Annotated in this window: 21 protein-coding genes and 1 pseudogene; 14 read left to right on the forward strand and 8 right to left on the reverse strand. The window is 58.0% G+C overall.

The features are described from left to right. Positions 1-165 precede the first annotated feature (165 nt). The 7 genes and pseudogenes from Q0775_RS06250 to Q0775_RS19960 all read left to right on the forward strand — a co-directional run. Positions 166-1,650, forward strand: coding sequence for a PLP-dependent aminotransferase family protein (locus Q0775_RS06250; protein ID WP_298858492.1), 1,485 nt, complete (start codon positions 166-168; stop codon positions 1,648-1,650). Positions 1,651-1,734: 84 nt separating this feature from the next. Further along, a complete protein-coding gene (gene xsc / locus Q0775_RS06255; protein WP_298858493.1) occupies positions 1,735-3,513 on the forward strand; it encodes a sulfoacetaldehyde acetyltransferase in 1,779 nt (592 codons plus the stop codon). 4 nt (positions 3,514-3,517) lie between these two features. Next, positions 3,518-4,603: an acetate/propionate family kinase gene (locus Q0775_RS06260; protein WP_298858494.1), complete on the forward strand. Its 1,086-nt coding sequence runs from the start codon at positions 3,518-3,520 to the stop codon at positions 4,601-4,603. 27 nt (positions 4,604-4,630) lie between these two features. Beyond that, entirely contained in the window at positions 4,631-7,471 is a 2,841-nt protein-coding gene (locus Q0775_RS06265; protein WP_298858495.1) for a molybdopterin oxidoreductase family protein, read from the forward strand. Continuing rightward, a complete protein-coding gene (locus Q0775_RS06270) occupies positions 7,468-8,226 on the forward strand; it encodes a 4Fe-4S dicluster domain-containing protein (protein ID WP_298858496.1) in 759 nt (252 codons plus the stop codon). Before Q0775_RS06265 ends, Q0775_RS06270 begins: the two co-directional genes overlap by 4 nt. After that, positions 8,226-9,098, forward strand: a complete 873-nt coding sequence (locus tag Q0775_RS06275; RefSeq protein WP_298858497.1) for a DmsC/YnfH family molybdoenzyme membrane anchor subunit — start codon at positions 8,226-8,228, stop codon at positions 9,096-9,098. Before Q0775_RS06270 ends, Q0775_RS06275 begins: the two co-directional genes overlap by 1 nt. 115 nt (positions 9,099-9,213) lie before the next feature. Next, positions 9,214-9,438: pseudogene (locus tag Q0775_RS19960) on the forward strand (GNAT family N-acetyltransferase); the annotation flags it as partial. A gap of 9 nt (positions 9,439-9,447) precedes the next feature. Here Q0775_RS19960 and Q0775_RS06280 read toward each other — a convergent pair. Continuing rightward, a complete protein-coding gene (locus Q0775_RS06280) occupies positions 9,448-10,611 on the reverse strand; it encodes a M20 aminoacylase family protein (protein ID WP_298858498.1) in 1,164 nt (387 codons plus the stop codon). 63 nt (positions 10,612-10,674) lie between these two features. Beyond that, the gene (dapA, locus tag Q0775_RS06285) at positions 10,675-11,550 is read right to left on the reverse strand and encodes a 4-hydroxy-tetrahydrodipicolinate synthase (protein WP_298858500.1); all 876 of its coding nucleotides are present in this window, start codon (positions 11,548-11,550) and stop codon (positions 10,675-10,677) included. A gap of 153 nt (positions 11,551-11,703) precedes the next feature. On the opposite strand from dapA, the gene Q0775_RS06290 reads away from it, so the two are divergent. Next, positions 11,704-13,677 (forward strand): lytic transglycosylase domain-containing protein, encoded by a 1,974-nt coding sequence (locus tag Q0775_RS06290; RefSeq protein ID WP_298858501.1) that lies wholly within the window; start codon positions 11,704-11,706, stop codon positions 13,675-13,677. On the opposite strand, the gene Q0775_RS06295 is transcribed toward Q0775_RS06290, so the two are convergent. Next, positions 13,642-14,511 carry a DMT family transporter gene (locus Q0775_RS06295; protein ID WP_298858502.1) on the reverse strand — a complete coding sequence of 290 codons (870 nt, stop codon included), beginning with the start codon at positions 14,509-14,511 and terminating at the stop codon, positions 13,642-13,644. The two genes, Q0775_RS06290 and Q0775_RS06295, sit on opposite strands and share 36 nt — an antisense overlap. Further along, on the reverse strand, positions 14,508-15,167 hold the full coding sequence (gene mnmD / locus Q0775_RS06300) for a tRNA (5-methylaminomethyl-2-thiouridine)(34)-methyltransferase MnmD (RefSeq protein ID WP_298858503.1): 660 nt from the start codon (positions 15,165-15,167) through the stop codon (positions 14,508-14,510). The genes Q0775_RS06295 and mnmD overlap by 4 nt, the downstream gene beginning before the upstream one ends. Before the next feature lie 58 nt (positions 15,168-15,225). Between mnmD and Q0775_RS06305 the strand changes: the two genes are divergently transcribed. Together Q0775_RS06305 and Q0775_RS06310 are read left to right on the forward strand one after the other, a co-directional pair. Then, on the forward strand, positions 15,226-16,257 hold the full coding sequence (locus Q0775_RS06305) for an FAD-dependent oxidoreductase (protein WP_298858504.1): 1,032 nt from the start codon (positions 15,226-15,228) through the stop codon (positions 16,255-16,257). Positions 16,258-16,271: 14 nt separating this feature from the next. Then, the gene (locus tag Q0775_RS06310; protein WP_298859969.1) at positions 16,272-16,652 is read left to right on the forward strand and encodes a VOC family protein; all 381 of its coding nucleotides are present in this window, start codon (positions 16,272-16,274) and stop codon (positions 16,650-16,652) included. Here Q0775_RS06310 and Q0775_RS06315 read toward each other — a convergent pair. The 3 genes from Q0775_RS06315 to Q0775_RS06325 all read right to left on the reverse strand — a co-directional run bounded on the left by Q0775_RS06315 (position 16,649) and on the right by Q0775_RS06325 (position 19,020). Further along, positions 16,649-17,191, reverse strand: a complete 543-nt coding sequence (locus tag Q0775_RS06315; RefSeq protein WP_298858505.1) for an NADPH-dependent FMN reductase — start codon at positions 17,189-17,191, stop codon at positions 16,649-16,651. The two genes, Q0775_RS06310 and Q0775_RS06315, sit on opposite strands and share 4 nt — an antisense overlap. A gap of 164 nt (positions 17,192-17,355) precedes the next feature. Then, positions 17,356-18,033, reverse strand: a complete 678-nt coding sequence (locus Q0775_RS06320; RefSeq protein WP_298858506.1) for an OmpA family protein — start codon at positions 18,031-18,033, stop codon at positions 17,356-17,358. A gap of 123 nt (positions 18,034-18,156) precedes the next feature. Continuing rightward, on the reverse strand, positions 18,157-19,020 hold the full coding sequence (locus Q0775_RS06325) for a methylated-DNA--[protein]-cysteine S-methyltransferase (RefSeq protein WP_298858507.1): 864 nt from the start codon (positions 19,018-19,020) through the stop codon (positions 18,157-18,159). 62 nt (positions 19,021-19,082) lie between these two features. Between Q0775_RS06325 and nth the strand changes: the two genes are divergently transcribed. The 3 genes from nth to Q0775_RS06340 are packed head-to-tail and all read left to right on the forward strand — an operon-like array spanning position 19,083 to position 21,315. Beyond that, entirely contained in the window at positions 19,083-19,736 is a 654-nt protein-coding gene (nth, locus tag Q0775_RS06330) for an endonuclease III (protein ID WP_298858508.1), read from the forward strand. Then, positions 19,733-20,725, forward strand: coding sequence for an adenosine kinase (locus tag Q0775_RS06335; RefSeq protein ID WP_298858510.1), 993 nt, complete (start codon positions 19,733-19,735; stop codon positions 20,723-20,725). The genes nth and Q0775_RS06335 overlap by 4 nt, the downstream gene beginning before the upstream one ends. After that, positions 20,725-21,315 (forward strand): GNAT family N-acetyltransferase, encoded by a 591-nt coding sequence (locus Q0775_RS06340; RefSeq protein ID WP_298858512.1) that lies wholly within the window; start codon positions 20,725-20,727, stop codon positions 21,313-21,315. Before Q0775_RS06335 ends, Q0775_RS06340 begins: the two co-directional genes overlap by 1 nt. A gap of 150 nt (positions 21,316-21,465) precedes the next feature. On the opposite strand, the gene Q0775_RS06345 is transcribed toward Q0775_RS06340, so the two are convergent. Continuing rightward, a complete protein-coding gene (locus Q0775_RS06345) occupies positions 21,466-21,948 on the reverse strand; it encodes an RNA pyrophosphohydrolase (protein WP_298858514.1) in 483 nt (160 codons plus the stop codon). 154 nt (positions 21,949-22,102) lie between these two features. Between Q0775_RS06345 and Q0775_RS06350 the strand changes: the two genes are divergently transcribed. Further along, positions 22,103-24,130, forward strand: coding sequence for an NADPH-dependent 2,4-dienoyl-CoA reductase (locus Q0775_RS06350; protein ID WP_298858515.1), 2,028 nt, complete (start codon positions 22,103-22,105; stop codon positions 24,128-24,130). Positions 24,131-24,214: the final 84 nt, after the last annotated feature.

Here is a 24,214-nt window from a genome sequence, read left to right on the forward strand (position 1 = left end):
TCAACCATCCATCACGTTATCCGATCTTAGGTGGCATCACCTCTTAGGGCAACGCGCTCCATCATCCCTTATTATTTCCAAGATTCACCATTTGTAGAATAATTCAATTCGCCCTAGGGTAAGGCCAGTTGATTCACCAATTAAGTCCAAATAAAAAGGCACCCCATGGCCCTTCCCGTCGAGACATTCTTCCTCCAGACAGATGCCCAAGGCACATTGCAATCACAGATTCAGCAGATGATTGCACAGGGGATATTGTCGGGCCGTTTCCAGCGCGGGGAAAAGCTACCTTCAACCAGAAAACTCGCTGTGCATCTGGGCGTTAGCCGCATCACAGTGACCATCGCCTACACCGAACTTCTGGCCTCTGATTACCTCAGCTCTAAAGGGCGCTCAGGATATTTCGTATCAGAGAATGCGCCCTCGCCTCCCGTCTTTACTCCGGGTCCCGACACGCAGGATGCTGTCGATTGGACCCGTGCCATCGGGCAGCGGTTTAGTGGCGGCGTCACTCCCAGCAAGCCGCAAGACTGGTCAAAATACCGCTATCCCTTTGTTTATGGTCAGGCTGATAAAACCTTGTTTGACCACGCAAACTGGCGGCTTTGTGCACTTCAAGCTTTGGGTCAACGGGACTTTAACTCGATGACAAATGACTATTATGATCAGGACGATCCACAACTGATTGAATTCATCGCCCGCCATACGCTGCCCCGTCGTGGCATCACCGCAGCGCCTGAACAAATTTTGATTACCCTCGGTGCCCAGAACGCATTATGGCTGACAGCGCAGGTGCTGCTTACCCAGCGTCGTCGCGCCGCTCTTGAAGACCCCTGCTATCACGCCCTGCGCGATATCCTGATCCAATCACGGTGCCACGTAACACCAGTCCGCGTTGATCAGGACGGCCTTCCACCCGAGGCAGTTCCACCCGATACGGATGTCATTTTCACTACCCCCAGCCATCAATGCCCCACAAATGCAACAATGCCCATGGCGCGACGAAGTGCCTTGCTGGAGCGTGCCCGAGAGATAGACGCAATCATTGTGGAGGACGATTACGAATTCGAAACGTCATTTTTGCGCCCGCCGTCCCCCGCGCTCAAATCTCTCGATACCGATGGCCGCGTGATCTATGTCGGCAGCTTCTCCAAATCTTTGTTTCCGGGCCTGCGCCTTGGCTATCTGGTCGGGTCCGAACCATTTATACGCGAGGCCCGCGCCTTACGTGCGTCAGTTTTGCGTCACCCGCCCGGCCACATCCAGCGCACAGCCTCCTACTTTCTGTCCCTCGGCCACTATGATGCGCTGGTCCGTCGCATGAGCAACGCGCTGCATGAACGCCGCACAAGAATGGAAGAAGTTATCGCGCAAACAGGTCTGATCATCGCAGGTCAGGGCGCACACGGTGGCTCCTCATTTTGGATGCGTGCACCTGAAGATGTGGATACGAATACACTCGCCACACGCTTACGCGCCTGTGGCGTATTGATCGAACCTGGGCAGTCCTTTTTCGGCGGTGAAGAACAGCCACAAAACTTCTACCGCCTCGGCTATTCCTCCATCCCAACAAGTCGCATAACCGACGGGCTGCAAGCTCTGGCATCAGAAATTGATGCCATGACAAAAGCTGGTCCTATTCCAGTATAATAACTGGCCCTAACCTTATCCACGCCAAGCGCCTAAATTGCCCCAAACCAGATTCGCATTCATTTAATCCAAGGATCACCTGCTATGAAGATGACCACCGAAGAAGCATTCGTAAAAACGCTCCAGCGTCACGGCATCCAACATGCTTTTGGCATTATTGGCTCTGCCATGATGCCGATCTCCGACATTTTCCCAAAGGCAGGGATCAAATTCTGGGACTGTGCGCACGAAGGCTCCGCCGGTATGATGTCTGACGGCTACACCCGCGCCACTGGCAAAATGTCGATGATGATCGCGCAAAACGGTCCGGGCATTACCAACTTTGTGACGGCTGTTAAAACAGCATATTGGAACCATACGCCTTTACTTTTGGTCACGCCCCAAGCTGCGAACAAGACGATCGGTCAGGGTGGCTTCCAAGAGATGGAGCAGATGAACCTCTTTGCCGATTGTGTCGCCTACCAAGAGGAAGTGCGCGATCCCTCCCGCATCGCCGAAACGCTGAACCGCGTGATCATGCAGGCCAAACGCGCCTCTGGCCCCGCTCAGATCAACGTCCCGCGCGATTTCTGGACCCAAGTCATCGACATCGAAATTCCAGAAGTGGTCGAATTGGAAGTCCCTCAAGGCGGCGACAATGCGATCACACGCGCCGCCGAAATGCTCTCCGAAGCGAAGTTCCCCGTGATCCTGAACGGCGCTGGTGTAGTGCTAGCACAGGGCGGCATCGAGGCTTCCCGCGTGCTTGCCGAACGGCTCGACGCACCTGTTTGCGTGGGCTACCAGCACAACGATGCCTTTCCCGGAAACCACCCGCTGTTCGCAGGTCCGCTTGGCTATAACGGCTCAAAAGCTGGAATGGAGCTAATCTCGAAAGCGGACGTGGTCCTGTGCCTCGGCACGCGCCTCAACCCCTTCTCGACCCTGCCGGGATACGGCATTGATTACTGGCCCACAGACGCCAAAATCATTCAGGTCGACATCAACCCCGACCGCATCGGTCTAACCAAAAAGGTCACCGTCGGCATCGTCGGGGACGCCGCAAAAGTGGCCACTTCCATCACTGCAAAACTGGCAGAAACAGCAGGCGATGCAGGTCGCAAAGAGCGCACCGCCCTAATCGCACAAACCAAATCCGCTTGGGCGCAGGAACTCACCTCCATGACAGACGAGGCCGACGATCCGGGCACAGACTGGAACGTGCGCGCCCGCGCGGCCAAGCCTGACTGGATGAGCCCCCGCATGGCATGGCGCGCGATCCAGCAAGCACTGCCTGTCGAGGCGATTATCTCCTCCGACATCGGCAACAACTGCGCCATCGGTAACGCCTACCCCTCCTTCAATGAGGGCCGCAAATACCTTGCACCCGGTCTGTTCGGCCCCTGCGGCTACGGCCTGCCCGCCATCGTTGGTGCCAAGATCGGCCAGCCTGACGTGCCTGTTGTCGGTTTCGCTGGTGACGGCGCTTTCGGCATCGCGGTCAATGAGTTGACGGCGATCGGCCGCGGCGACTGGCCGCCAGTGACCCAAATCGTCTTCCGCAACTACCAGTGGGGCGCGGAAAAGCGCAACTCGACACTATGGTTTGACGACAACTTTGTTGGCACGGAGCTTGACGAAGACGTGTCATATGCAGGCATCGCACGGGCCTGTGGCCTGCAAGGCGTTGTTGCCCGCACACAAGAAGAGCTGACAGCGGCGCTGGCCAAGGCACTCGACGACCAGATGAACCACGGAAAAACCACGCTGATCGAAGCGATGATCAATCAGGAACTTGGCGATCCCTTCCGCCGTGATGCGATGAAACAGCCCGTTCAAGTTGCAGGTATCGACCCTGCCGACATGCGCGAGCAGGCGGTATAAGCCTTTGGCTCAATCGCCCATATTGGTGATGAACGCAGGATCGTCATCAATCAAGACAGCGCTCTTTGACGGGGCGCTGTCTGAACTTCTCCGCATCGAGGCGACAGGCATCGGCGGACAAGGCGCGGTGAAGATCGGTGAAACGTCGCAAAGCGTCGACCTTCCCGACAACGCCAGCGCCCTATCAACAATCATCGACGCACTTGGGAGCCAAGGCATCGCCCTCACCGATCTGCGCTGTGTCGCCCACCGCGTTGTGCACGGCGGCACTGGCCTGACGACGGCCCAGCGGATCACCCCGCACATCCGCCAAGAGATTGCCGACTGCATCCCGCTGGCTCCCTTGCACAATCCTCACCACCTTGCTGCAATCGACGCCGTGCAGCAGGCCGCCCCTGATCTGCCCCAATGCGCCAGCTTTGACACCGCCTTTCACGCGACCATCCCAGCGCTCGCCCATCGCTTTGCCCTGCCCGACCAGCCTGACCTTGCTGGCCTGCGCCGCTACGGGTTTCACGGTACCAGCTATGCCGCCCTCATCCATCGCTTGCCCGATCAAAGCGGCATACTGCCCCCCCGCCTGCTCGCACTCCACCTTGGCAATGGTGCATCGCTTTGTGCGATAAAGGACGGCCAATCCATCGCCACAACCATGGGCTACTCCCCGCTGGGCGGTCTGACGATGGGTACACGCGCGGGCGAGATTGACCCAGGTGCTGTGCTGGCACTGGCACGGCTGCGCGGGCTGGACGCGGCCGATCACCTGCTCCACCACCAGTCGGGCCTGCTCGGCCTATCGGGTCTCAGCGCCGACATGCGCACCTTGGAAAGCAGCGATACACCTGAAGCGCATTTCGCAATCGCGCATTTCTGCTACTGGATTGGTCGTCAGGCGGGCTCCATGATTGCCGCTCTCGGCGGGCTGGACGCCATCGCCTTTACAGGTGGCATCGGTGAGAAATCGGCCCGCGTGCGGGACACTGTCCTTGAGAATTTGCGCTGGATGGGTGACGTTCCTTCCTACATCGTTCCAGCCGAAGAAGAACTTCATATTGCACGCGAGGCACGCGACCTGCTCGACCAGACATAGCGCAGTCCGCCACCTGAGAGGATCACCATGACCCACATACAGCCCACGCTGGACCTGAGCCCAAAAGTCTCTGACGAAGTCCGCAAGACGACCTGCTACATGTGTGCCTGCCGATGTGGGATTAATGTTCACATGAAAAAAGATCCTCTCGGCGATCTCAAAGTCGCCTATATCGAGGGCAATCGCGACCATCCCGTGAACAAAGGCGTGCTCTGTGCCAAAGGCTCCGCTGGCATCATGCAGCACAACGCGCCGTCGCGCCTCAAATCTCCCATGAAACGCGTGGGCGAACGCGGCGAGGGCAAGTTCGAGGATATCAGCTGGGAAGAAGCCTACAGCATCGCCGAAAGCTGGCTGCGCCCCATCCGTGAGACAAACCCCGAGAAACTCGCCTTCTTCACAGGCCGTGATCAGTCGCAAAGCTTCACCTCGCTCTGGGCGCAATCCTTCGGCACACCTAATTACGCGGCCCACGGCGGCTTTTGCTCCGTCAACATGGCCGCCGCTGGCATTTACACCATGGGCGGTGCGTTCTGGGAGTTCGGCCAGCCCGATTGGGACCACACAAAACTCTTCATGCTGTTCGGCGTCGCCGAGGATCACGACTCCAACCCCATCAAAATGGGCATTGGTAAAATCAAGAAACGCGGCGCGCGCATCATTGGCGTGAACCCTATCCGCACAGGCTATAACGCTGTGGCCGATGATTGGGTCGGCATTACACCGGGCACTGACGGCCTGTTCATCCTGTCGATGATCCACTGCTTGATGAAAGCAGGCAAGATCGACCTGCACTATCTCGCGCAATACACAGACGCCGCCGTGCTGATCAACGGCGATGAGAAATCCCCTGAATTTGGCCTGAAACTGCGCGACGACAACGGCAAAGAACTGGTGATTGATCGCAATACGGGCAAGCCAGCGCCCTTTGACAAAAAGGGTGTAAAACCTGATCTGGCCGCCACCATGCGTGTCGCTGGTGTCACGCACCGCCCCGTCTTCCACCAGATGGCGGACATGTACCTCGACGAGCAATACGCGCCAGAGGCCGTTGCCGATCGTTGCGGTATCTCTGCCAAACGCATCCGCACGCTGGCGGCTGAACTCGCCCGCGTAGCGTTCGACGAAGCATTTGAGCTGGAGCACGAATGGACAGATTTTCGCGGCGAGCATCACACATCCATGACAGGCCGCCCCGTCTCCTTCCACGCCATGCGCGGCATCTCGGCCCACGCCAACGGTTTCCAAACCTGCCGCGCGTTGCACACCCTGCAAATCATCCTCGGCACAGTCGAAGTACCGGGTGGCTTTCGTTTCAAACCACCCTATCCCAAGCCTGCAACTGCCCACCCCAAACCGCACTGCAAAGTCACACCCAACGCGCCGCTGGACGGCCCACACCTCGGCTTCGTACACGGTCCCGACGATCTCGCGCTCAAAGAGGACGGCAGCCCCGCGCGCATCGACAAAGCCTTCACATGGGAAAACCCCATGTCGTCGCATGGCCTGATGCACATGGTGATCTCGAACGCCTACGCCGGTGATCCCTACAAAATCGACACGCTCTTCATGTATATGGCCAACATGTCGTGGAACTCCTCAATGAACACGACAGGCGTGCAAGACATGCTTACGGATAAGGACGAGAGCGGCGAATACGTCATCCCACGCATCATCTACTCCGATGCCTACAGCAGTGAGATGGTCGCCTACGCCGACCTGATCCTGCCCGACACAACCTACCTTGAGCGCCACGATTGCATCTCGCTCCTTGACCGCCCGATCTGCGAAGCCGACGCCGTAGCCGACGCCATCCGCTGGCCCGTGGTAGAGCCTGATCGCAACGTCAAAGGCTTCCAATCCGCGCTCTGCGATCTGGGCGCACGCCTTGGCCTTCCCGCCTTCACCAACGTCGACGGCTCCCAAAAATACGCCGACTATGCAGACTACATTGTCAATCACGAACGCCGCCCCGGTGTCGGCCCCCTCGCCGGATGGCGCATGGGCGAGAACGGCCTGCAAGGCGGACGCGGCAGCCCCAACGAATCCCAGCTCGACAACTACATCGAGAACGGCGGCTTCTTCGTTGAGCACATCCCAGACGGTGCCAACTACTACAAGCCATGGAACGCCGACTATCAGGACTGGGCTGTGAAAATGGGCCTTTACGACAGCCCGCAACCCTACCTGTTCAGCCTCTATTCAGAGCCGATGCGCAAATTCCAACTTGCCGCCGAAGGGCATGGAGAACGTCAGCCTCCGGACCACCTGCGCGCGCGCATCAAAGAGAAAATGTCACCCCTGCCCATCTGGTACGAGACGGATCAACAAGGCAACGAGGGCTTCACCGTTACTGCGCTGACCCAGCGTCCCATGGCCATGTACCACAGCTGGGGAAGCCAGAACGCGTGGCTGCGCCAACTCCACGGCTGCAACCCGATGTACCTGCCGTCCAACCTGATGCGAGAACACGATTTAAGCGATGGCGACTGGGCCGAGATTACCTCCCCCCACGGCGCAATTACTGTGCCCGTAATGGAAATGGCCGCCCTCAACGCCAATACAATCTGGACATGGAACGCGATCGGCAAACGCAAAGGTGCATGGGCGCTGGATGAAAAAGCACCCGAAGCCACCAAAGGCTTCCTGCTCAACCACCTCATCCACGAACTCCTGCCGCCAAAAGGCGACGGCCTCCGCTGGGCCAACTCCGATCCGATCACCGGACAGGCGGCGTGGTTCGACCTAAAAGTTGCGATCAAAAAAGTCGCAGCACCTGCGGATGCACAGTCTCAACCCAACATGCCACCGATCAATTCTCCCGTCGGCAAAGGGCCGTCAGAACTCAAATGGAAGGTCGGCCAATGACACAACTGCCCACCCATACCGAAAAGAAGCTCGGCCTTGTCATTGATCTGGACACCTGCGTCGGATGCCATGCCTGCGTGATCTCCTGCAAAGGCTGGAACACCGAAAACTACGGTGCGCCCCTCAGTGACCAAGATCCATACGGCGCCGACCCCTCAGGCACCTTCCTCAATCGCGTGCACAGCTATGAAGTCCAGCCCGCCCAAGGCGACGCCCAACTCATCCACTTTCCCAAATCCTGCCTACATTGTGAGGACGCCCCCTGCGTCACCGTCTGCCCGACAGGAGCGAGCTACAAACGCGTCGAAGACGGCATTGTGTTGGTGAACGAGAGTGATTGCATCGGCTGTGGCCTGTGCGCATGGGCCTGCCCATATGGCGCGCGCGAAATGGACGCGGCTGAGGGTGTGATGAAGAAATGCACCCTTTGCGTGGACCGCATCTATAACGAGAACCTTCCCGAGGTGGACCGTGAGCCGTCCTGCGTGCGGACCTGCCCGTCCAACGCCCGCCACTTTGGCGATCTTGGCGATCCAAATTCCGACGTGAGCAAACTGGTGGCGGAGCGTGGCGGCATGGACCTCATGCCAGAGCAGGGCACCAAACCTGTCAACCAATACCTCCCCCCCCGCCTCAAGGACCGCTTGGCCCAAGACGAGGACCAGATCGACATCCTCGCGCCATACCTCGCACCTGTCGCCACCGAGACCAAAGGCTTCTTGAGCTGGCTCGATAAAACGCTGGAAAAACTCTGATGCATCCCGCACCCTCCGTCATCTTCTTCTCCACTTTCTCTGGCTTGGGCTTTGGCCTCCTGATCTTCCTCGGCCTCGGCATGCCTGCGACCACGGGGTTCAGCGCCTTCATCTTCTTCGCCATCGCCTATCTTCTCGCTGTTGGCGGGTTGATCTCCTCCACCTTCCACCTTGGCCACCCAGAACGCGCGCTCAAGGCGTTCAGCCAATGGCGCAGCAGTTGGCTCTCGCGCGAAGCATGGTGCGCCGTTGCCGCCCTCGTTCTCATGGCAATCTATGGCGCAGGGCTGGTCTTCTTCGGCCAACGCTGGACCATTATCGGCCTACTGGGCGCAATCGCATCCCTCGGCACTGTCTTCACCACTTCCATGATCTACGGCCAGCTCAAGACAATCCCGCGCTGGAACAGCCCGCTCACCCCCGCCAACTTCCTGTCGCTCTGCATCGCAGGTGGCGCATTGATGGCAGGCCAGACAACCGCTGCAATCATCTTGCTGGCAATCGCGGGTGCTATCCAAGTGGCCACATGGCTGCGCGGTGACACCGCGTTCGCAGACAGCGGCACCAACATGGCAACCGCCACAGGCCTCGGCAATATCGGCACCGTCCGCGCGTTCGAGCCACCGCATACAGGTACGAACTACCTTCTGCGTGAATTCGTGCACGAAATCGGCCGCAAACACGCGCAAAAGCTGCGCATCATCGCAATCGTCCTGATGGCCGTTCTGCCTATCTTCTTCCTGCTCATCCCGTTCAACCACATCATGGCCCTCTTGGCCGTGGTGGCACACGTCGGCGGCGTCCTCACCGCACGCTGGCTCTTTTTCGCGGAGGCTGAACACGTTGTCGGCCTCTACTACGGGAAACGTTGAACCTTGCTGACATAAGAGTACGCGCTGCAGCTGCAGCAGATGCAAAAGCTAAGTCAGCCTTGGTCTACCGCGCCGTGAAATCGAACGGCCACAGTGAGCAGGCAATGGAGAAGTTCGCTCCTTCTTCATAGCGCCAGAGTATCAGGGGCGCGGCATCGGCAAATGCTTGCTACTGGCACTAGTGACCATCGCCAACACCCAAGGGATCATCCGATTGCAGGCCCACGACGATCCCATTTTGGTCAAGCATTACGAAATCTTTGGCTTCAGAATCAAGGGCTCAAAGGCCTCACACTCCTGCCCTGATGCGGCAGTACCCTACGTGCTCCGCGATATCTAAAGTGGTCCGTTAAAGCGGCAAACGCTTTTCCACCATCCGCGCCATCACCGATGCTCCAATCGGCAGGATCTCTGGATCCAGCGTGAACGCCGGATTATGCAGCGGCACGGTCCCCCCATGCCCCACAATGCAATAGGCTCCCGGTACAACTTTGAGCATGTCGGCAAAATCCTCGGACCCCGTCGCGGGGTCGGACTTTTCGATTATATTCTCCGCACCAACGATCTCTGCCGCTGCCTCCATATAAGCATCAGACAGATCGCTATCATTGATCAGCACGTCGAACACATTGCGCAACTCCAGCTCAATCGTGACCCCATGCGCCAGCGCAAACCCGTCGCAAATCGCCTGCATCCGGCTCGCCGCCAATTCATAAATCTCGTCTTTGAAATAGCGGATCGTGCCCGCCAGCGTGGCAACCTCAGGCACCACATTATAAGCTGATCCCGCGTGCATCTGCGTGATCGACAGCACACAAGTATCCAGCGGCGGCACATTACGGCTCAGGATCGTCTGGAACTCGGTCGCGAGGCTGGCCGCAATAATCAGCGCGTCTTTTCCCTGAGAGGGCTGCGCCGCATGGCTGCCCTTACCCGTCACTTTGATATCAATAAACGCCGCCCCCGCCATGGCCGTGCCCTTACAAATTCCGACCTGCCCCAAATCACCACTGGGCCAGTTGTGCATCCCGTAAATCTCGTCGCACGGGAACTGCTCGAACAACCCGTCTGCAATCATCTGGCGCGCTCCGCCCAGCCCCTCCTCGGCAGGTTGGAACACCAGCACCGCCGTTCCGTCAAAATCCCGCGTTGCAGCCAGATGCTTGGCCGCCCCCAGCAGCATTGTCGTATGCCCATCATGTCCGCAGGCATGCATAACCCCGTCATTCTTGGAACTATAGTCCACACCCGAAATCTCATGAATCGGCAGCGCATCCATATCCGCCCGCAGCCCCACACGGCGATTGCCCACACGCTTGCCGTGGATCAGCGCCACAACACCTGTCTTACCCAGCCCCGTATGCACTTCATCCACGCCATATTCGCGCAGCTTTTCAGCCACCACAGCACTGGTGCGCTCTTCGGTAAATCCAATCTCGGGATGCGCGTGAAGGTCGCGAAAAATCGCGAGCATCTCGTCTTTACTCTCGGCAATAACAGGAAGGATATTCATGGCGCAGGCTCCAGCGTTCGGGGGATTAGCACCACCCTACACACGGAGCCTGCGATGAAAAGACTAGTTCAACAAACCAGCGTGACGCAGACCCGCATCAACCAATGCGCGTGTCTCGTCGCTCAACCCCGTCAGCGGCAAACGTACCTCTTCGGAGCACAGATCAAGCCGCGACATGGCATATTTCACACCAACGAGGCCCGGTTCGGTAAAGATCGCTTTGTGCAGCGGCATCAAACGGTCCTGAATGCTCAGCGCCGCGGCATAATCACCCGCAGCACAAGCCGCCTGCAACTCAGCCGACAGTTTCGGTGCAACATTCGCTGTCACGGAAATACAACCAACACCACCTTGGGCGTTGAACCCATGCGCCGTGGCGTCCTCCCCCGACAGCTGGATGAAATCCGGCCCGCAGGTCATACGCTGGTCACACACCCGCGCCAGATCGCCCGTGGCGTCTTTGACACCCACAATGCGCGGCAGCTTGGCCAACTCGCCCATCGTTTCGGGCGACATATCCACGACCGAGCGGCCAGGAATATTATACACAATGATCGGCAGCTTGCAGCAATCATGAACAGCCGTGAAATGCGCGATCAATCCGCGCTGTGTCGGCTTGTTATAATATGGCGTGACCAGCAGGATACCGTCTGCACCAACCTTTTCGGCGTGCTGCGCAAGGCGAATGGACTCAAGCGTATTGTTGCTACCAGCACCCGCAATCACAGGGATGCGACCTGCAGCAGCTTTTACAACTTCTTCCACAACCATCTCATGCTCGCGGTGCGTCAACGTCGGCGATTCGCCCGTGGTGCCAACAGGAACAAGGCCGTTAGACCCTTCTCCGATATGCCATTCCACAAGTTTCTTCAGCGTTTCAATATCCAGCTCGCCGTTGCGAAACGGCGTGACGAGGGCAGGCATAGAACCTGAAAACATGTGCACGCTCCTTTATGTGCTGGAGACCGAACGGCCATCCGGTGAAGCCGCCAGGATGGCGACAAGAAGAAGACAGCCAGCACTTGCGTTCGTGAATTGAACACCGCGCCAGATAGTCTATGATCAAAGGCTGTACTGTGAGCGAGATAGGAAATGCAAGCCATGAGACGCTATCTGACGGCCCTGTTGCTCCTGTGTGCCATGGCACTTCCTGCCAGCGCCGAACGTCCCCGCCCCCTTGGATGGGGGATGGACGCCATGCGCGGGGGTGATTTCGACGCCGCTGAAACCATCGCCGCGCGTGATGGTCAGGTCGCCCGTGACGTGATCATCTGGCACCGTCTGCGCGCCCAACAAGGCAGCTTCGAGCAAATCACAGACTTCCTCAAACGCCGCCCCGATTGGCCCGGTGAGGATTACCTGCGCCGCCGCTCCGAGCCTGAAGTGATCAAGCAAAGCGACGAGCAGATCATCGCCTTTTTTGCCCAGACTGGCCCGCAAACACCCCAAGGGGTGCTCGCCCACGCAAAAGCGCTCACTGCAAAAGGGCTCAGCGGCCCTGCCGAGGCAGGTGTCGTACTCGCATGGCGCACCATGCCGATGAATGCCAATTCGCAGGCTGACTTTCTGGCGGCCCATGCCGACCTGCTCAAACCACACCACGATGCCCGTCTTGATGCGATGGTCTGGCAGCGCGAATACGACGAGGCGCGCCAGATGTACGGCATCGCCAGCAGCTCTGCCAAACAAGCCGCCGAAGCACGTATCGCCCTCTACCGCCGCTTGGATAATGCCGTCTCGCTGTTCGAAGCACTCCCCGCCGCGCTCAAAAATTCGGGTGGCGTGAACCACGCACGGTTTGAATGGCGCATTCGCAAGGGACGCCAAGGCGATGCAATGGACCTCATGCTGGAGGCCTCGAAGAGCATTGAAACACTTGGCGATCCCGCCGCATGGGGTAACCGCCGCCGCGCTCTGGCACGCTATGAAATGCGCAATGGTGACCCAAAACGCGCCTATCAAATGGCGTCGCAGCACAAGCTGACCGAAGGATCTGATTTTGCTGATCTCGAATGGCTTTCAGGTTATCTAGCATTGCGGTTTTTAAAAGATCCGCAACTTGCGTTGAAGCATTTCAAAGGCCACGACAGTGCCGTTGTGTCCCCCATCAGCCAAGGCCGCGCAGGCTATTGGCAGGGTCGCGCACTTGAGGAAGCGGGCGACAATGAAGGGGCCACAGCCGCCTACCGCATGGGCGCGAACTTCCAGACCTCCTTCTACGGCCTTCTTGCGGCCGAGCGGGCACGCATCCCCTTCCCCGAAAAACTACGCGGTGCCCCCCCCGAGGCCGACTGGCGCACCAGCGCATTGGCAAAGGCGCCCCTGTTCGAGGCAGGCCTCCTGCTCCAAGCGTCGGGCGAGATGAACGTGGCTGAGCGGTTCTGGACCCATCTGGCCGAGCAACTTCTGGAACCTGATCTGGAGCTGTTGGGCCAAGCCGCCATTGATGTGGGCCAGCCCCATATCGCCGTAATGATCGGCAAACGAGCCGCCAGACGCGGGTTGGAAATCGCAAATGCTTACTATGCCTTGCACCCTCTCAAAGACGCGGATCTTCCAATGGCGCCAGAAATGTCGCTGGCCATCGCACGGCGCGAAAGCGAATTTGACCCTGTCGTACAATCCGGTGTCGGGGCGCGCGGCCTGATGCAACTGATGCCTGCGACCGCACAGGAAGTGGCGCAAAAGCTCGGGCTGAGTGCGCTGCACAGCACCGACCGACTTACCGCAGACCCCGTCTACAACGCTGTGCTCGGATCTCAGTACCTTTCGGAACTTGCAGGCCGTTTCGATGGCAACGTGGTGATGATGTCTGCAGGATATAACGCAGGCCCAAGCCGCCCGATCCGCTGGATGGATGAATACGGCGACCCGCGTTCGGGCGATATCTACATCGTTGACTGGGTCGAGATGGTCCCTTTCCGTGAGACACAGAATTATATCATGCGCGTCACCGAAAGCTTGCCGATCTACCGCGCACGCATGGGGCAAGATGCACTACCAATACCCTTCTACGAGGAACTTACAGGATCAACCCTTTTGCCGTTCGCGCCAAAAAGTGAATAAGCCAGCAGCCACGATGATCACACAGCCGATTGCGACATTGGTGCTCACCGTTTCGCCGAACAGTGTAATGCCGATGGTCGCAGCGAATACCAGTTGCAGATAGGCAAAAGGCTGCACCGCGCTGGCCTCTGCCACTTCGTAACACCGGATGAGCAGCCAGTGACCCGTCACACCCGTGAGGCACAAACAGCCCATCCAGATCCAGTCCGAGCCGCTCATCGGTTCCCAGAACCAGACGCCCAGACTCGTCATCGCCACCGCCCCCACCGTACCCGTCCAAAAGAAACTTGTTGCCGTGCTGTCGCGCCGTCCGGCATAGCGGGTGAGCAATCCGTATACCGCAAACATCGCCGCCGCCAAAAGTGGGATCAACGCGCGGATGTCAAAGACATCGCCACTTGGTTGCAGAATGATAATCACCCCTATGAACCCGACCCCGATCGCGGCCCAGCGCCGCCAGCCTACATGCTCGCCCAACACAGGCCCCGACAGCGCTGCCACCAACAGCGGATAACACGTGAACACCGCATGGCTTTCCACAAGCCCGAGAATGGTAAATGCAGCAACCATCACACAAATCTCAAGGCTCAGCAGAAGTCCTCGCGTGATCTGGATAAACGGCTGTTCCGTCTTGGCCGCCGCTCTGATCCCGCCTGCACGTTTCTTGGCAATCGCGATGACAAAAGCCGCGAAAAACCAATAGCGGATCATCACGATCATTAGAACGTTATACTCACCCGCCAAATGTCGCGACAGCCCGTCCTGCACGGCAAAGACAAATGTCGTGGCGATCATCAGACCAATGCCCAGCGGGATGTTGTTGCTCTGCGTCATGTCCGTACGGCCCGTGTCATATGTCGTTTGCGGCCAAAGCCCTGAACGCGGCTCACTTCAAAATCCGCTTCCGCCAACCCGCGTCGTACAAACCCCGCCGCGGTGTAAGTCGCCGCTGTACCACCCGTCACCGTATGCGTGCCAACTTCCAACATCAGCTCGGGCGACCAAAGCTCAGGGTTTTTGGCTGGGGAAAATCCATCAAGAAACCAAGCGTCCGCAAGCCCCTCCCAGACTGGCAATGTCTCCCGTGCATCGCCGATCACAACCCGCAATTCGAAGTCAGGCCCGTCCAGCACCGCAGGAAACGCAGCAACCTGCGCCAAGTCATCGGGCAACCCTTCAAACGCCCGCAACGCCGCATGCAGATCATCCATCGCCATCGGAAACGCCTCAAAGCTGGTGAACCGAAGCTTCCCCCCGCACCCGCATTCCCGGAACGCTTGCAACGCCACGAGAAAATTCAGCCCGGTGCCAAACCCCAACTCCGCCACATGAAACCCGTCGGAGAACCGCGCAGGCAGATCATTGCCACCCAAAAACACATGCCTCGTCTCAGCCATCCCGTTCGCGAGACTGAAATAAGGATCATCAAACTGTGTCGACACAGGCACCCGCCCGTCACGCCATTCGATCTGTGCTGTCTGGTCCTGCACGGCTCTGCCCTATATCAGTCATTCAACCGCAGTTAGCGCGCAATCAAAGGCCAGAGCAATGACCGATATCACCATCCGCGGCGCAGGGATTTTCGGCCTGTCCATCGCATGGGCCTGCGTCCAGCGCGGCGCATCAGTCCAGATCATTGATCCGAGCGGTGCAGGTGCAGGCAGCAGCGGCGGCATTGTCGGCGCCCTTGCCCCCCATGTGCCTGAGAATTGGAACCCAAAAAAGGCGTTTCAGCTTGAAAGTCTCCTGATGGCAGAGAGCTTTTGGCAGCAGGTGAGCGCGGCTGGTGGCAAGAATGCAGGCTATATCCGCAGTGGTCGTTTGCAACCGATTGCGGACCAAACGGCCCGCGCTTTGGCAGTGCGTCGCCATGAGACTGCCGTTGATCTTTGGCAGGATAATGCGATTTGGGAGGTGATCCCTACTCCGCAAACCGATTGGCAACCTGTCAGCCCCGATGGCCACCTCATCCGCGACACACTGAGCGCACATATGCATCCGCGCCGCGCCTGTGACGCGCTGGTCGCGGCACTTACAACGTCAGGCGTGAGCATACTGTCCGAGGGACCAGACAAAGGCGCGGTGGTCTGGGCGACTGGCGTGGCAGGGTTGGATGAGTTGAGTGCTGGCCGATCCCGCATCATGGGTAACGGGGTTAAGGGACAGGCTGCCCTCCTGCGCTATGACGCGATTGGCGCACCCCAGTTGTTTGCAAGCGGTGTTCATATCATCCCGCACCTCGATGGCACAGTCGCTGTCGGCTCCACTTCCGAGAGGGAGTATGATCACCCTACCTCCACCGATAACCAGCTTGACGATGTGATCGCGGCCGTGCGCCACGCGGTTCCAGCGTTGAAGGATGCGCCCGTCATTGGCCGATGGGCAGGTGTGCGCCCACGTGCACGTTCACGGGCTCCTATGCTTGGCGCTTGGCCTGATCGCGCAGGGCATTTCATTGCGAACGGCGGCTTCAAAATCGGCTTTGGCATGGCACCCAAAATTGCCGATGTCATGAGTGAACTTATACTAAATGATACGGACACTATTCCTGACGGATTCCGCGTGGAGGACAACCTTTGACGCCCCAACTCACAATGCTCGATCACCTCGTACTCACAGTAACCGATATCGAGGAAACAGTTGCGTTTTACAGCGACGTCCTCGGTATGACTCATACGCCCTTCACTATTGCGGATGGCAGCACGCGTCACGCCATGCGTTTTGGCAATATGAAGATAAATTTACATCAAAAGGGCGCAGAATTTGAACCTAAGGCGCAGAAGGTACAGGTAGGGTCTGCTGATTTGTGTTTTCTGACGGAAACGCCGCTCGACACTTGGAAAGAACATCTGGTCAAATGTGGCGTGACGATCGAAATCGGCCCGACCCCCCGCACAGGGGCAACCGGACCGATCATGTCCCTCTATTTGCGCGATCCCGACGGAAATCTCATCGAAGTCAGCACATCGGCTTAAATATTTATTTCAGCGCGTAGCGATTCCATCAACTGTCTCAGATCTTTGATGTACATCTCGCCCGTGAGCTGGCCATTCTCGTCGAAGGCTTCATGGCTCGCAGCGACATGGATCTCCGGCCCTTGCAGGATGCGCGGACGGAACGGCACCATAAAACCGCGCAGCACCATTTGCGCACGCTCGCCTCCTGCACGCCCTGCTGCGGCAGACATGACCGCAACGGGCTTATTCCCCCATGGCTTCACCTTCGAGCGGCTAACCCAATCCAGAGCGTTCTTAAGAGCACCTGATGGCCCTTTGTTATACTCTGGTGTCGAAATCAAAATCGCATCTGCATCCGAAATCTTTTGCGCCAGCGCGTCAACAGCAGAAGGAACGCCATGCGCCTCTTCGTCATCGCCATTGTAGAGCGGAAAGTTGATGTCAGCCTCATTATAGGTGGCATCGCCAAACAGGCGTGCCGCTTCTGCCAGCAACAAAGAATTGTGGCTGCCTTTGCGCAAAGAGCCGGAAATACCAAGAAGTGTGGTCGTCGCCATGGGAGTGTTCCTCGTTTTCAATAACATTTTTAGTTTAAATGAGGCAGTATGCCCAAGTCTCAAGGGTCGCTTATGCACAGCTTCTGTTCATTCCTGCGCACGCATACAAAAAAGCCCCGAAGCTAAAAGGCTTCGGGGCTTTTGTTTGTCAAATTGGATGTGGATTAAGCTGCGTTCGGCAGTATCACAATCTCAACACGGCGGTTTTGAGCTTTGCCTTGCGGGTTCAGGTTGCTTGCGACTGGCTGGCTTTCGCCACGGCCAAAGGCTTGCACACGTGCATTGCTGATACCGTTACCCAACAGAACCGACGCAACTGCATTTGCACGGCTTTCCGAAAGTTGCTGATTAAAGCCCGCCTCACCGTCGCTATCTGTGTGACCGATCACCTGAATCGTCGAGTTCGGATAGGCCTGCAGGTTGCTTGCGACCGCGCCCAAATCTCGCTGAAGGTCAGGACGTACCGCGCTGGACCCTGACGCAAACAGAATATCCTGGGGCAAGGTCACGATCAAACGGTCGCCCGTATTGTTGATCGTGACATTATTGTTGCCAAGGCTTGCACGCAAATCACGTTCCTGACGGTCGAGCAACGCACCGCCACCGGCACCGATCGCAGCACCGATTAAAGCGCCTTTTACGGCACCTTGATCACGATTGCCGTCACCTTTCGATAGCGCACCGATCACAGCACCCGCACCCGCACCGATCAAGGCACCGTTCTTCGCCCGCTGGTTCGGGTCGTTCTCACCCGCAAGGATAGAGCCGTTTGGATTGGTGCATGCGCCCAACGCAATAACTGTTGCCATAGCGGCAACGAGAGGGAATTTCACAAAAGTCATAGTATACTGCCTTACTGTTTCGGCTTCGTTCGGGCGAAGCACTCTTTTCACAAACTCTGTATAGAGTGGAATAGTTCACGACAAAATGACAGTTCGAAGGGAATAAGCGGCATCCCGCGCAGGTCATCGGTTGTCGACCCGTGCAGCCTCATAGCCAAGCATGGCGCGCTTCATTTGCAGACCCCAATGATATCCGCCCAATTCACCCGATTTGCGCAAAACGCGGTGGCAGGGAATGAGATAACCAATGGGGTTGCGCCCCACAGCAGTCCCCACGGCGCGGACCGCCTTGGGATTCCCAATCGCCGTAGCGATATCACCGTAGGTCGTCACCTGCCCCTCAGGCAATTGCAGAAGCGCCTCCCAAACCTTGATCTGAAACGGCGCTCCGATGAGGTAAAGTGGTGCCTTCTCTGGACCCGCCCCGCCAAACGCGGCCTCGACCCAAGGGCGCAACATCACAGTATTCTCACGGAAAATGGCCGCAGGCCAACGCTTGCGCAAATCAGCCATAGCTGCCTCTTCCCCCATCTCGGCTGCAAGGGACAAACCGCAAATCCCCTTGTCCGTGCCCATCACCAGCACCCGACCAAACGCACTATCAAACCAGCCCCAGCTGATCTGCAACCCGGCACCCCCGCTTGCGTATTCACCGGGGCTCATCGCCTCCCAACGCACAAACAGGTCATGCAAACGACCCGTTCCAGACAGGCCTGCGCCATGTGCCGCCGCCAGCGTGGTAGAACGGTCCCGCAACAACACCTTGGCATTGCCCAACGTGAGATACTGTTGATAGCGTTTCGGTGAGACACCCACCCATGACGAGAAGACCCGCTGGAAATGCGCAGCACTCATCCCCATCTGGCCCGCCAGCGCCTCAAGGCTTAGCGGCGCATCAGCTGCATCAATCAGCTCAATCGCACGGGCCATAACGCCATAATGGTACGCGCGGCTAGGGTCATTGGGGTCAGGCATCATCTGTGTCATGGGGCCACATTATGCGGCCTCGCGCTTGCACGCGACCCGAAACCTGCGCATACCCTTGCCCCATGAACAAAGCATCAAAACAACTCGATTATCACACCATTCGCGCGATCATGGAGCGGTTTCAAGAAGCCGACCCAGAGCCAAAGGGCGAGCTTGAGCATGTGAATGTCTACACTCTTTTGGTGGCAGTGGCCCTATCGGCCCAGTCCACAGACGTTGGCGTGAACAAGGCCACCCGCGCCCTGTTCCAAATCGCCGACACCCCGCAAAAGATGCTCGACCTCGGCCTCGATGCCCTGATCGAACACATCAAGACCATCGGCCTCTACCGCCAGAAGGCAAAGAACGTCATTAAGCTGAGCCAGATTCTTGTAGATGACTACGGCGGCATCGTCCCCAATTCCCGCGCGGCTCTGCAATCACTGCCGGGTGTGGGCCGCAAAACCGCCAATGTGGTGCTGAACATGTGGTGGCATCAGCCCGCACAAGCGGTCGATACCCACATCTTTCGCGTCGGCAACCGAACCGGCATCGCCCCGGGTAAAACCGTCGACGCCGTCGAGCGCGCGGTCGAGGATAACATTCCCGCCGATTTCCAGCTTCACGCCCATCACTGGCTCATCCTGCATGGCCGCTATCACTGCAAGGCACGCAAGCCCCAGTGCCGCACCTGCCTCATCAAAGACCTCTGCGCATATAAGGACAAAACCGAATGAAGACTTACGACCTCGTGGGAATTGGCAATGCTGTTGTCGATGTAATCAGCCATTCGGACGATGCGTTTCTGGACAACATGGGCATTGAAAAAGGCATCATGCAACTGATTGAACAAGACCGCGCAGAGCAGCTCTATGGTGCCATGAGCGACCGCTTGCAAACACCGGGGGGCGCTGTTGCCAACACCATCGCAGGTGTGGGTGCACTGGGTCTAAAGACCGCGTTTATCGGGCGTGTGCGCGATGACGGCTTGGGCCGCTTTTACGCGGACGCCATGACTGACAACGGCATTGATTTCGTCAACCCACCTGTGGCCGATGGTAATCGGCCCACCTCGCGCTCCATGATCTTCGTGACACCTGATGGCGAACGCTCGATGAACACCTATCTGGGTATCTCCACGGGTCTCTCCTCGGCAGATGTCCCTGCCGATGTGGCAGGCAACGCCAAGATCATGTTCCTTGAGGGCTATCTGTTCGACGAGGACGCAGGCAAAACCGCCTTCCGCGAGGCGGCCCGTGCAGCAAAAGCGGGTGGTGGCATGGCAGGCATCACGATCTCCGATCCCTTCTGCGTCGAGCGTCACCGCGCCGACTTCCTCCAGATGATCGAACACGAGCTGGACTTCGTCATCGGCAACGAGGCCGAGATAAAATCCCTGTTTGAGACCGATGCTTTGGAAGACGCCATGGCAAGAACAGCAGCGATCTGCCCCGTGATGGTGTGCACCCGCAGCGGTGACGGCGTTACCCTCATCCGCGGCAAAGAACGTGTCGATATTCCTGCCCCTGAACGCATCACCCCTGTTGACGCCACAGGCGCCGGCGATCAATTCGCAGCGGGCTTCATCTATGGCATGGCAACAGGCCGCGACCTTGAGACTTGCGGGCGCATGGGCAACTTGTGCGGCTCGGAAGTCATCAGCCATGTCGGGCCACGCCCCGAGAAAAATATGATGGAAGAGTTCCGCAAAGCGGGTCTTGTCTGATGCTGGAAAACGGGCTTTTCGCTGTGCCAAAGGGCAAGGTGGCTGTGGTGGTCACCTCCCTCGAGATGCACGTACGTCCATTGATGAAGCAGATCGACCTGCCAGAAGATATCACCTTTTGCCAAGTGACCCCCACGGTCGAATGGTATCGCGATCTCTTCACCCGCGTCGGCGGGTTGGACTGGTTGTGGTATGGGCGGCTCAAGATGGATGACACAACACTACAGACTATTTTAGCAGATCCCAAAAGGGCATTCTTCACCCTGACAAAAGACGGCAAGGACGAGGCGCTGCTAGAGTTGCACTTCCAAGATGGGGGCGATTGTGAGCTTGCCTATTTCGGATTGACCGCCGCCCTCATTGGCACGGGTGCGGGCCGATATCTGATGAACGAGGCGATCACGCGCGCCTGGGACGCTGCCATTCGCCGCTTTCACGTTCACACCTGCACCCATGACAGCCCACAGGCCCTCGGCTTTTATATCCGCTCAGGTTTTGCCCCTTATAAGCGAGAAGTAGATATTGATGATGATCCACGCCTGACAGGCGTGCTGCCAGCAGATTCGTGCAAGAATATCCCGATCATCTAGTTGACCCACTGACTTGCCTGCAAATCACTATCGAATTGTGCGTCGCATATTAGGCTTGGTGAACTGAACCAATTATTCACTACAAAGGTTTGCGCTGACCACCGCACTGTGTAAGTTAGCCTGTCCAAATGCTGGAGCGGATTGCAGCCCTCACAAGTGCTCTGCGAACTCTTCGAGTACGCGCTCATAAACTTTACGCTTGAAGGGTACGATCCCCTCCAGCATTTGCGCAGGAGCCAACCAGCGCCATGCTGCAAACTCGGGCTTTGCCGTTTGGATATTGACCTGATCATCGGTCCCCATAAACCGCAGCAAAAACCACTTTTGCTCCTGACCGCGGAATTTGCCCTTCCACAGCTTTGGCACCAGATCGTGGGGCAATTCGTAAGGCAGCCAGCCTTCCGTTTGAGCCTCGATATTGACCAGATCGCGGGTGATGCCTGTCTCTTCTTCCAACTCGCGCAATGCTGCCTCGGTTGGATCTTCACCGGGGTCTACACCGCCTTGCGGCATTTGCCATGCATCATAATCACGGTCCAAGCGCTGGCCCACAAACACGTAGCCCTCTTTGTTCATCACCATCACGCCCACACAAGGCCGATAAGGGAGCTTAACAATCTCTTCAGGGGTCATACCACGTCCAACTCTTTGATCCATTTGCGCATCAACCTACATCAAGGTTTGCGCGGGTGATAGGAGCCAGCGACTGACGCGGCGTCTTTAATGACAATGCGCAGCCTCATGACCATGCTGCACTCAAACTTATACCTCAAAAAGGGTCCCTCATATGTCTAGCTATCCCAACATGCTCGCGCCTCTCGATCTGGGCTTCACAACCCTTAAAAACCGCGTCCTCATGGGCTCCATGCACACTGGGCTGGAAGAGACGAAGGACTGGAACCGCGTCGCGGAGTTTTATGCCGCACGCGCGCGCGGTGGTGTGGGGCTGATGGTTACAGGCGGCATCGGCCCCAACCCCGAAGGCTCGGTCGCACCCGGGGCCGCCATGATGGCCAGCGACGAGGACGTGGAAAACCACAAAGTCGTCACCGACCGCGTCCATGCCGCAGACGGCAAGATCGCAATGCAAATCCTGCACGCTGGCCGCTATGCGTTCAGCCCGAAATGCGTGTCGGCTTCCGCTATCAAATCACCCATCTCTCCATTCCCGCCAGCCGAATTGGATGAGGCAGGCATCGAAAAGCAGATCGCGGACATCGCGGCCTGCGCAGGCCGCGCAAAAGAAGCAGGCTATGACGGCGTCGAGATTATGGGATCGGAGGGGTACTTCCTCAACCAATTCCTTGTCACCCATACCAACAAGCGCGAGGACCGCTGGGGCGGCTCTTATGAGAACCGCATGCGCCTGCCGATCGAAGTGGTCAAGCGCGTGCGCGAAACTGTTGGCCCCGATTTTATCGTGATCTACCGCCTGAGTATGATCGACCTAATCCCGAATGGGTCTACCTATGATGAGGTTGCCCAACTGGCCGTCGAAATCGAGAAGGCGGGCGCGACGATCATCAACACCGGTATCGGCTGGCACGAGGCGCGCATCCCGACCATCGCCACCTCCGTTCCCCGCGCGGCATTCGCATGGGTGACCAAGAAGCTGATGGGCAAAGTCTCCATACCCCTCATCACTTCCAACCGCATAAACACCCCCGAAGTCGCGGAGGAAGTCCTCTCAACAGGCTGCGCAGACATGGTGTCGATGGCGCGACCCATGTTGGCAGATGCAGAGTTCGTGAACAAAGCAGCCGCTGGCCAATCTGCGCAAATCGCACCCTGCATCGGCTGTAACCAAGCCTGCCTTGACCACACCTTTGGTGGGAAAATCTCAAGCTGCCTTGTGAACCCGCGTGCATGTTACGAGACGGAGCTGGTGCTGACCCCCGCATCCACACCCAAGAACATTGCCATCGTTGGCGCTGGCCCCGCTGGCCTGTCAACCGCTCTCGCAGCCGCTGAGCGGGGCCATACTGTCACCGTCTTCGACAGGGCGGCTGAAATTGGTGGCCAACTTAACCTAGCCAAGCAGGTCGCAGGCAAAGAGGAGTTCTGGGGCTTTGTAGACTGGTATCGTACCATGGTTGCGCACCACGGCATCACCGTGAACCTCAACGCCGAAGTCTCTGCCAACGATCTGGATGGTTTTGACGAAATTATTATCGCCACAGGTGTCGTTCCGCGCGACCCACAGATCGATGGGCAGAACCGCGATAACGTCTACAGCTATATCGACGTTCTGAACGGCACAGCCAAGATTGGGGAGCATGTGGCCGTGATTGGCGCAGGCGGCATCGGTTTTGACGTATCCGAACATCTTGTGCATGATGGGCAGAGCACCACGCTTAACCTGCCGGAATGGATGCGCGAGTGGGGTGTGGCCGATACGTCCGAGCACCGCTCGGGCCTCGCACCCGAAGGGCCACAACCGCATAAACCCGCCCGCGCCGTCACCATGATGCAACGCAAACCCTCCAAAGTGGGCAAGGGTCTGGGCAAAACCACAGGCTGGATCCACCGCGCCTCCCTCACGATGAAGAACGTCGATATGATTGCAGGCGTGAACTACGAGCGGATCGACGATGACGGTGTACACATCACCTTTGGCGAGGGTCGTGAGAACCCGCAGGTGATCCCCGCAGATACCGTTGTCCTTTGCGCTGGGCAGCTTTCCGACCGCTCCCTCGCCGATGCGTTGGAGGCGAAGGGTAAAACCTGTCACGTGATCGGCGGTGCGGATGTCGCAGCTGAGCTGGATGCGAAACGTGCGATTGATCAAGGCACCCGCCTCGCGGCGACGCTCTGAATTAATAGCCGAGCGGGGAAGGTGCTCCTCCCCCGCTTGCAACCCCCCGCCCATCGCGCGACACTGGCACAGCACTGCAAAAAG

It is taken from the genome of uncultured Sulfitobacter sp., from assembly GCF_947499945.1.
Lineage (GTDB): Bacteria > Pseudomonadota > Alphaproteobacteria > Rhodobacterales > Rhodobacteraceae > Sulfitobacter.

What these genes read in the sequence shown, in the direction of transcription:
- Q0775_RS06335 (WP_298858510.1), top strand. Translation starts at nt 19,733, where the DNA reads ATGAAGACTTACGACCTCGTGGGAATTGGCAATGCTGTTGTCGATGTA.
- xsc (WP_298858493.1), top strand. Translation starts at nt 1,735, where the DNA reads ATGAAGATGACCACCGAAGAAGCATTCGTAAAAACGCTCCAGCGTCAC.
- Q0775_RS06325 (WP_298858507.1), bottom strand. Translation starts at nt 19,020, where the DNA reads ATGACACAGATGATGCCTGACCCCAATGACCCTAGCCGCGCGTACCAT.
- dapA (WP_298858500.1), bottom strand. Translation starts at nt 11,550, where the DNA reads ATGTTTTCAGGTTCTATGCCTGCCCTCGTCACGCCGTTTCGCAACGGC.
- Q0775_RS06340 (WP_298858512.1), top strand. Translation starts at nt 20,725, where the DNA reads ATGCTGGAAAACGGGCTTTTCGCTGTGCCAAAGGGCAAGGTGGCTGTG.
- Q0775_RS06310 (WP_298859969.1), top strand. Translation starts at nt 16,272, where the DNA reads ATGCTCGATCACCTCGTACTCACAGTAACCGATATCGAGGAAACAGTT.
- Q0775_RS06275 (WP_298858497.1), top strand. Translation starts at nt 8,226, where the DNA reads ATGCATCCCGCACCCTCCGTCATCTTCTTCTCCACTTTCTCTGGCTTG.
- Q0775_RS06315 (WP_298858505.1), bottom strand. Translation starts at nt 17,191, where the DNA reads ATGGCGACGACCACACTTCTTGGTATTTCCGGCTCTTTGCGCAAAGGC.
- Q0775_RS06250 (WP_298858492.1), top strand. Translation starts at nt 166, where the DNA reads ATGGCCCTTCCCGTCGAGACATTCTTCCTCCAGACAGATGCCCAAGGC.
- Q0775_RS06290 (WP_298858501.1), top strand. Translation starts at nt 11,704, where the DNA reads ATGCAAGCCATGAGACGCTATCTGACGGCCCTGTTGCTCCTGTGTGCC.
- Q0775_RS06305 (WP_298858504.1), top strand. Translation starts at nt 15,226, where the DNA reads ATGACCGATATCACCATCCGCGGCGCAGGGATTTTCGGCCTGTCCATC.
- Q0775_RS06265 (WP_298858495.1), top strand. Translation starts at nt 4,631, where the DNA reads ATGACCCACATACAGCCCACGCTGGACCTGAGCCCAAAAGTCTCTGAC.
- Q0775_RS06270 (WP_298858496.1), top strand. Translation starts at nt 7,468, where the DNA reads ATGACACAACTGCCCACCCATACCGAAAAGAAGCTCGGCCTTGTCATT.
- Q0775_RS06320 (WP_298858506.1), bottom strand. Translation starts at nt 18,033, where the DNA reads ATGACTTTTGTGAAATTCCCTCTCGTTGCCGCTATGGCAACAGTTATT.
- Q0775_RS06280 (WP_298858498.1), bottom strand. Translation starts at nt 10,611, where the DNA reads ATGAATATCCTTCCTGTTATTGCCGAGAGTAAAGACGAGATGCTCGCG.
- nth (WP_298858508.1), top strand. Translation starts at nt 19,083, where the DNA reads ATGAACAAAGCATCAAAACAACTCGATTATCACACCATTCGCGCGATC.
- Q0775_RS06295 (WP_298858502.1), bottom strand. Translation starts at nt 14,511, where the DNA reads ATGACGCAGAGCAACAACATCCCGCTGGGCATTGGTCTGATGATCGCC.
- Q0775_RS06350 (WP_298858515.1), top strand. Translation starts at nt 22,103, where the DNA reads ATGTCTAGCTATCCCAACATGCTCGCGCCTCTCGATCTGGGCTTCACA.
- Q0775_RS06345 (WP_298858514.1), bottom strand. Translation starts at nt 21,948, where the DNA reads ATGACCCCTGAAGAGATTGTTAAGCTCCCTTATCGGCCTTGTGTGGGC.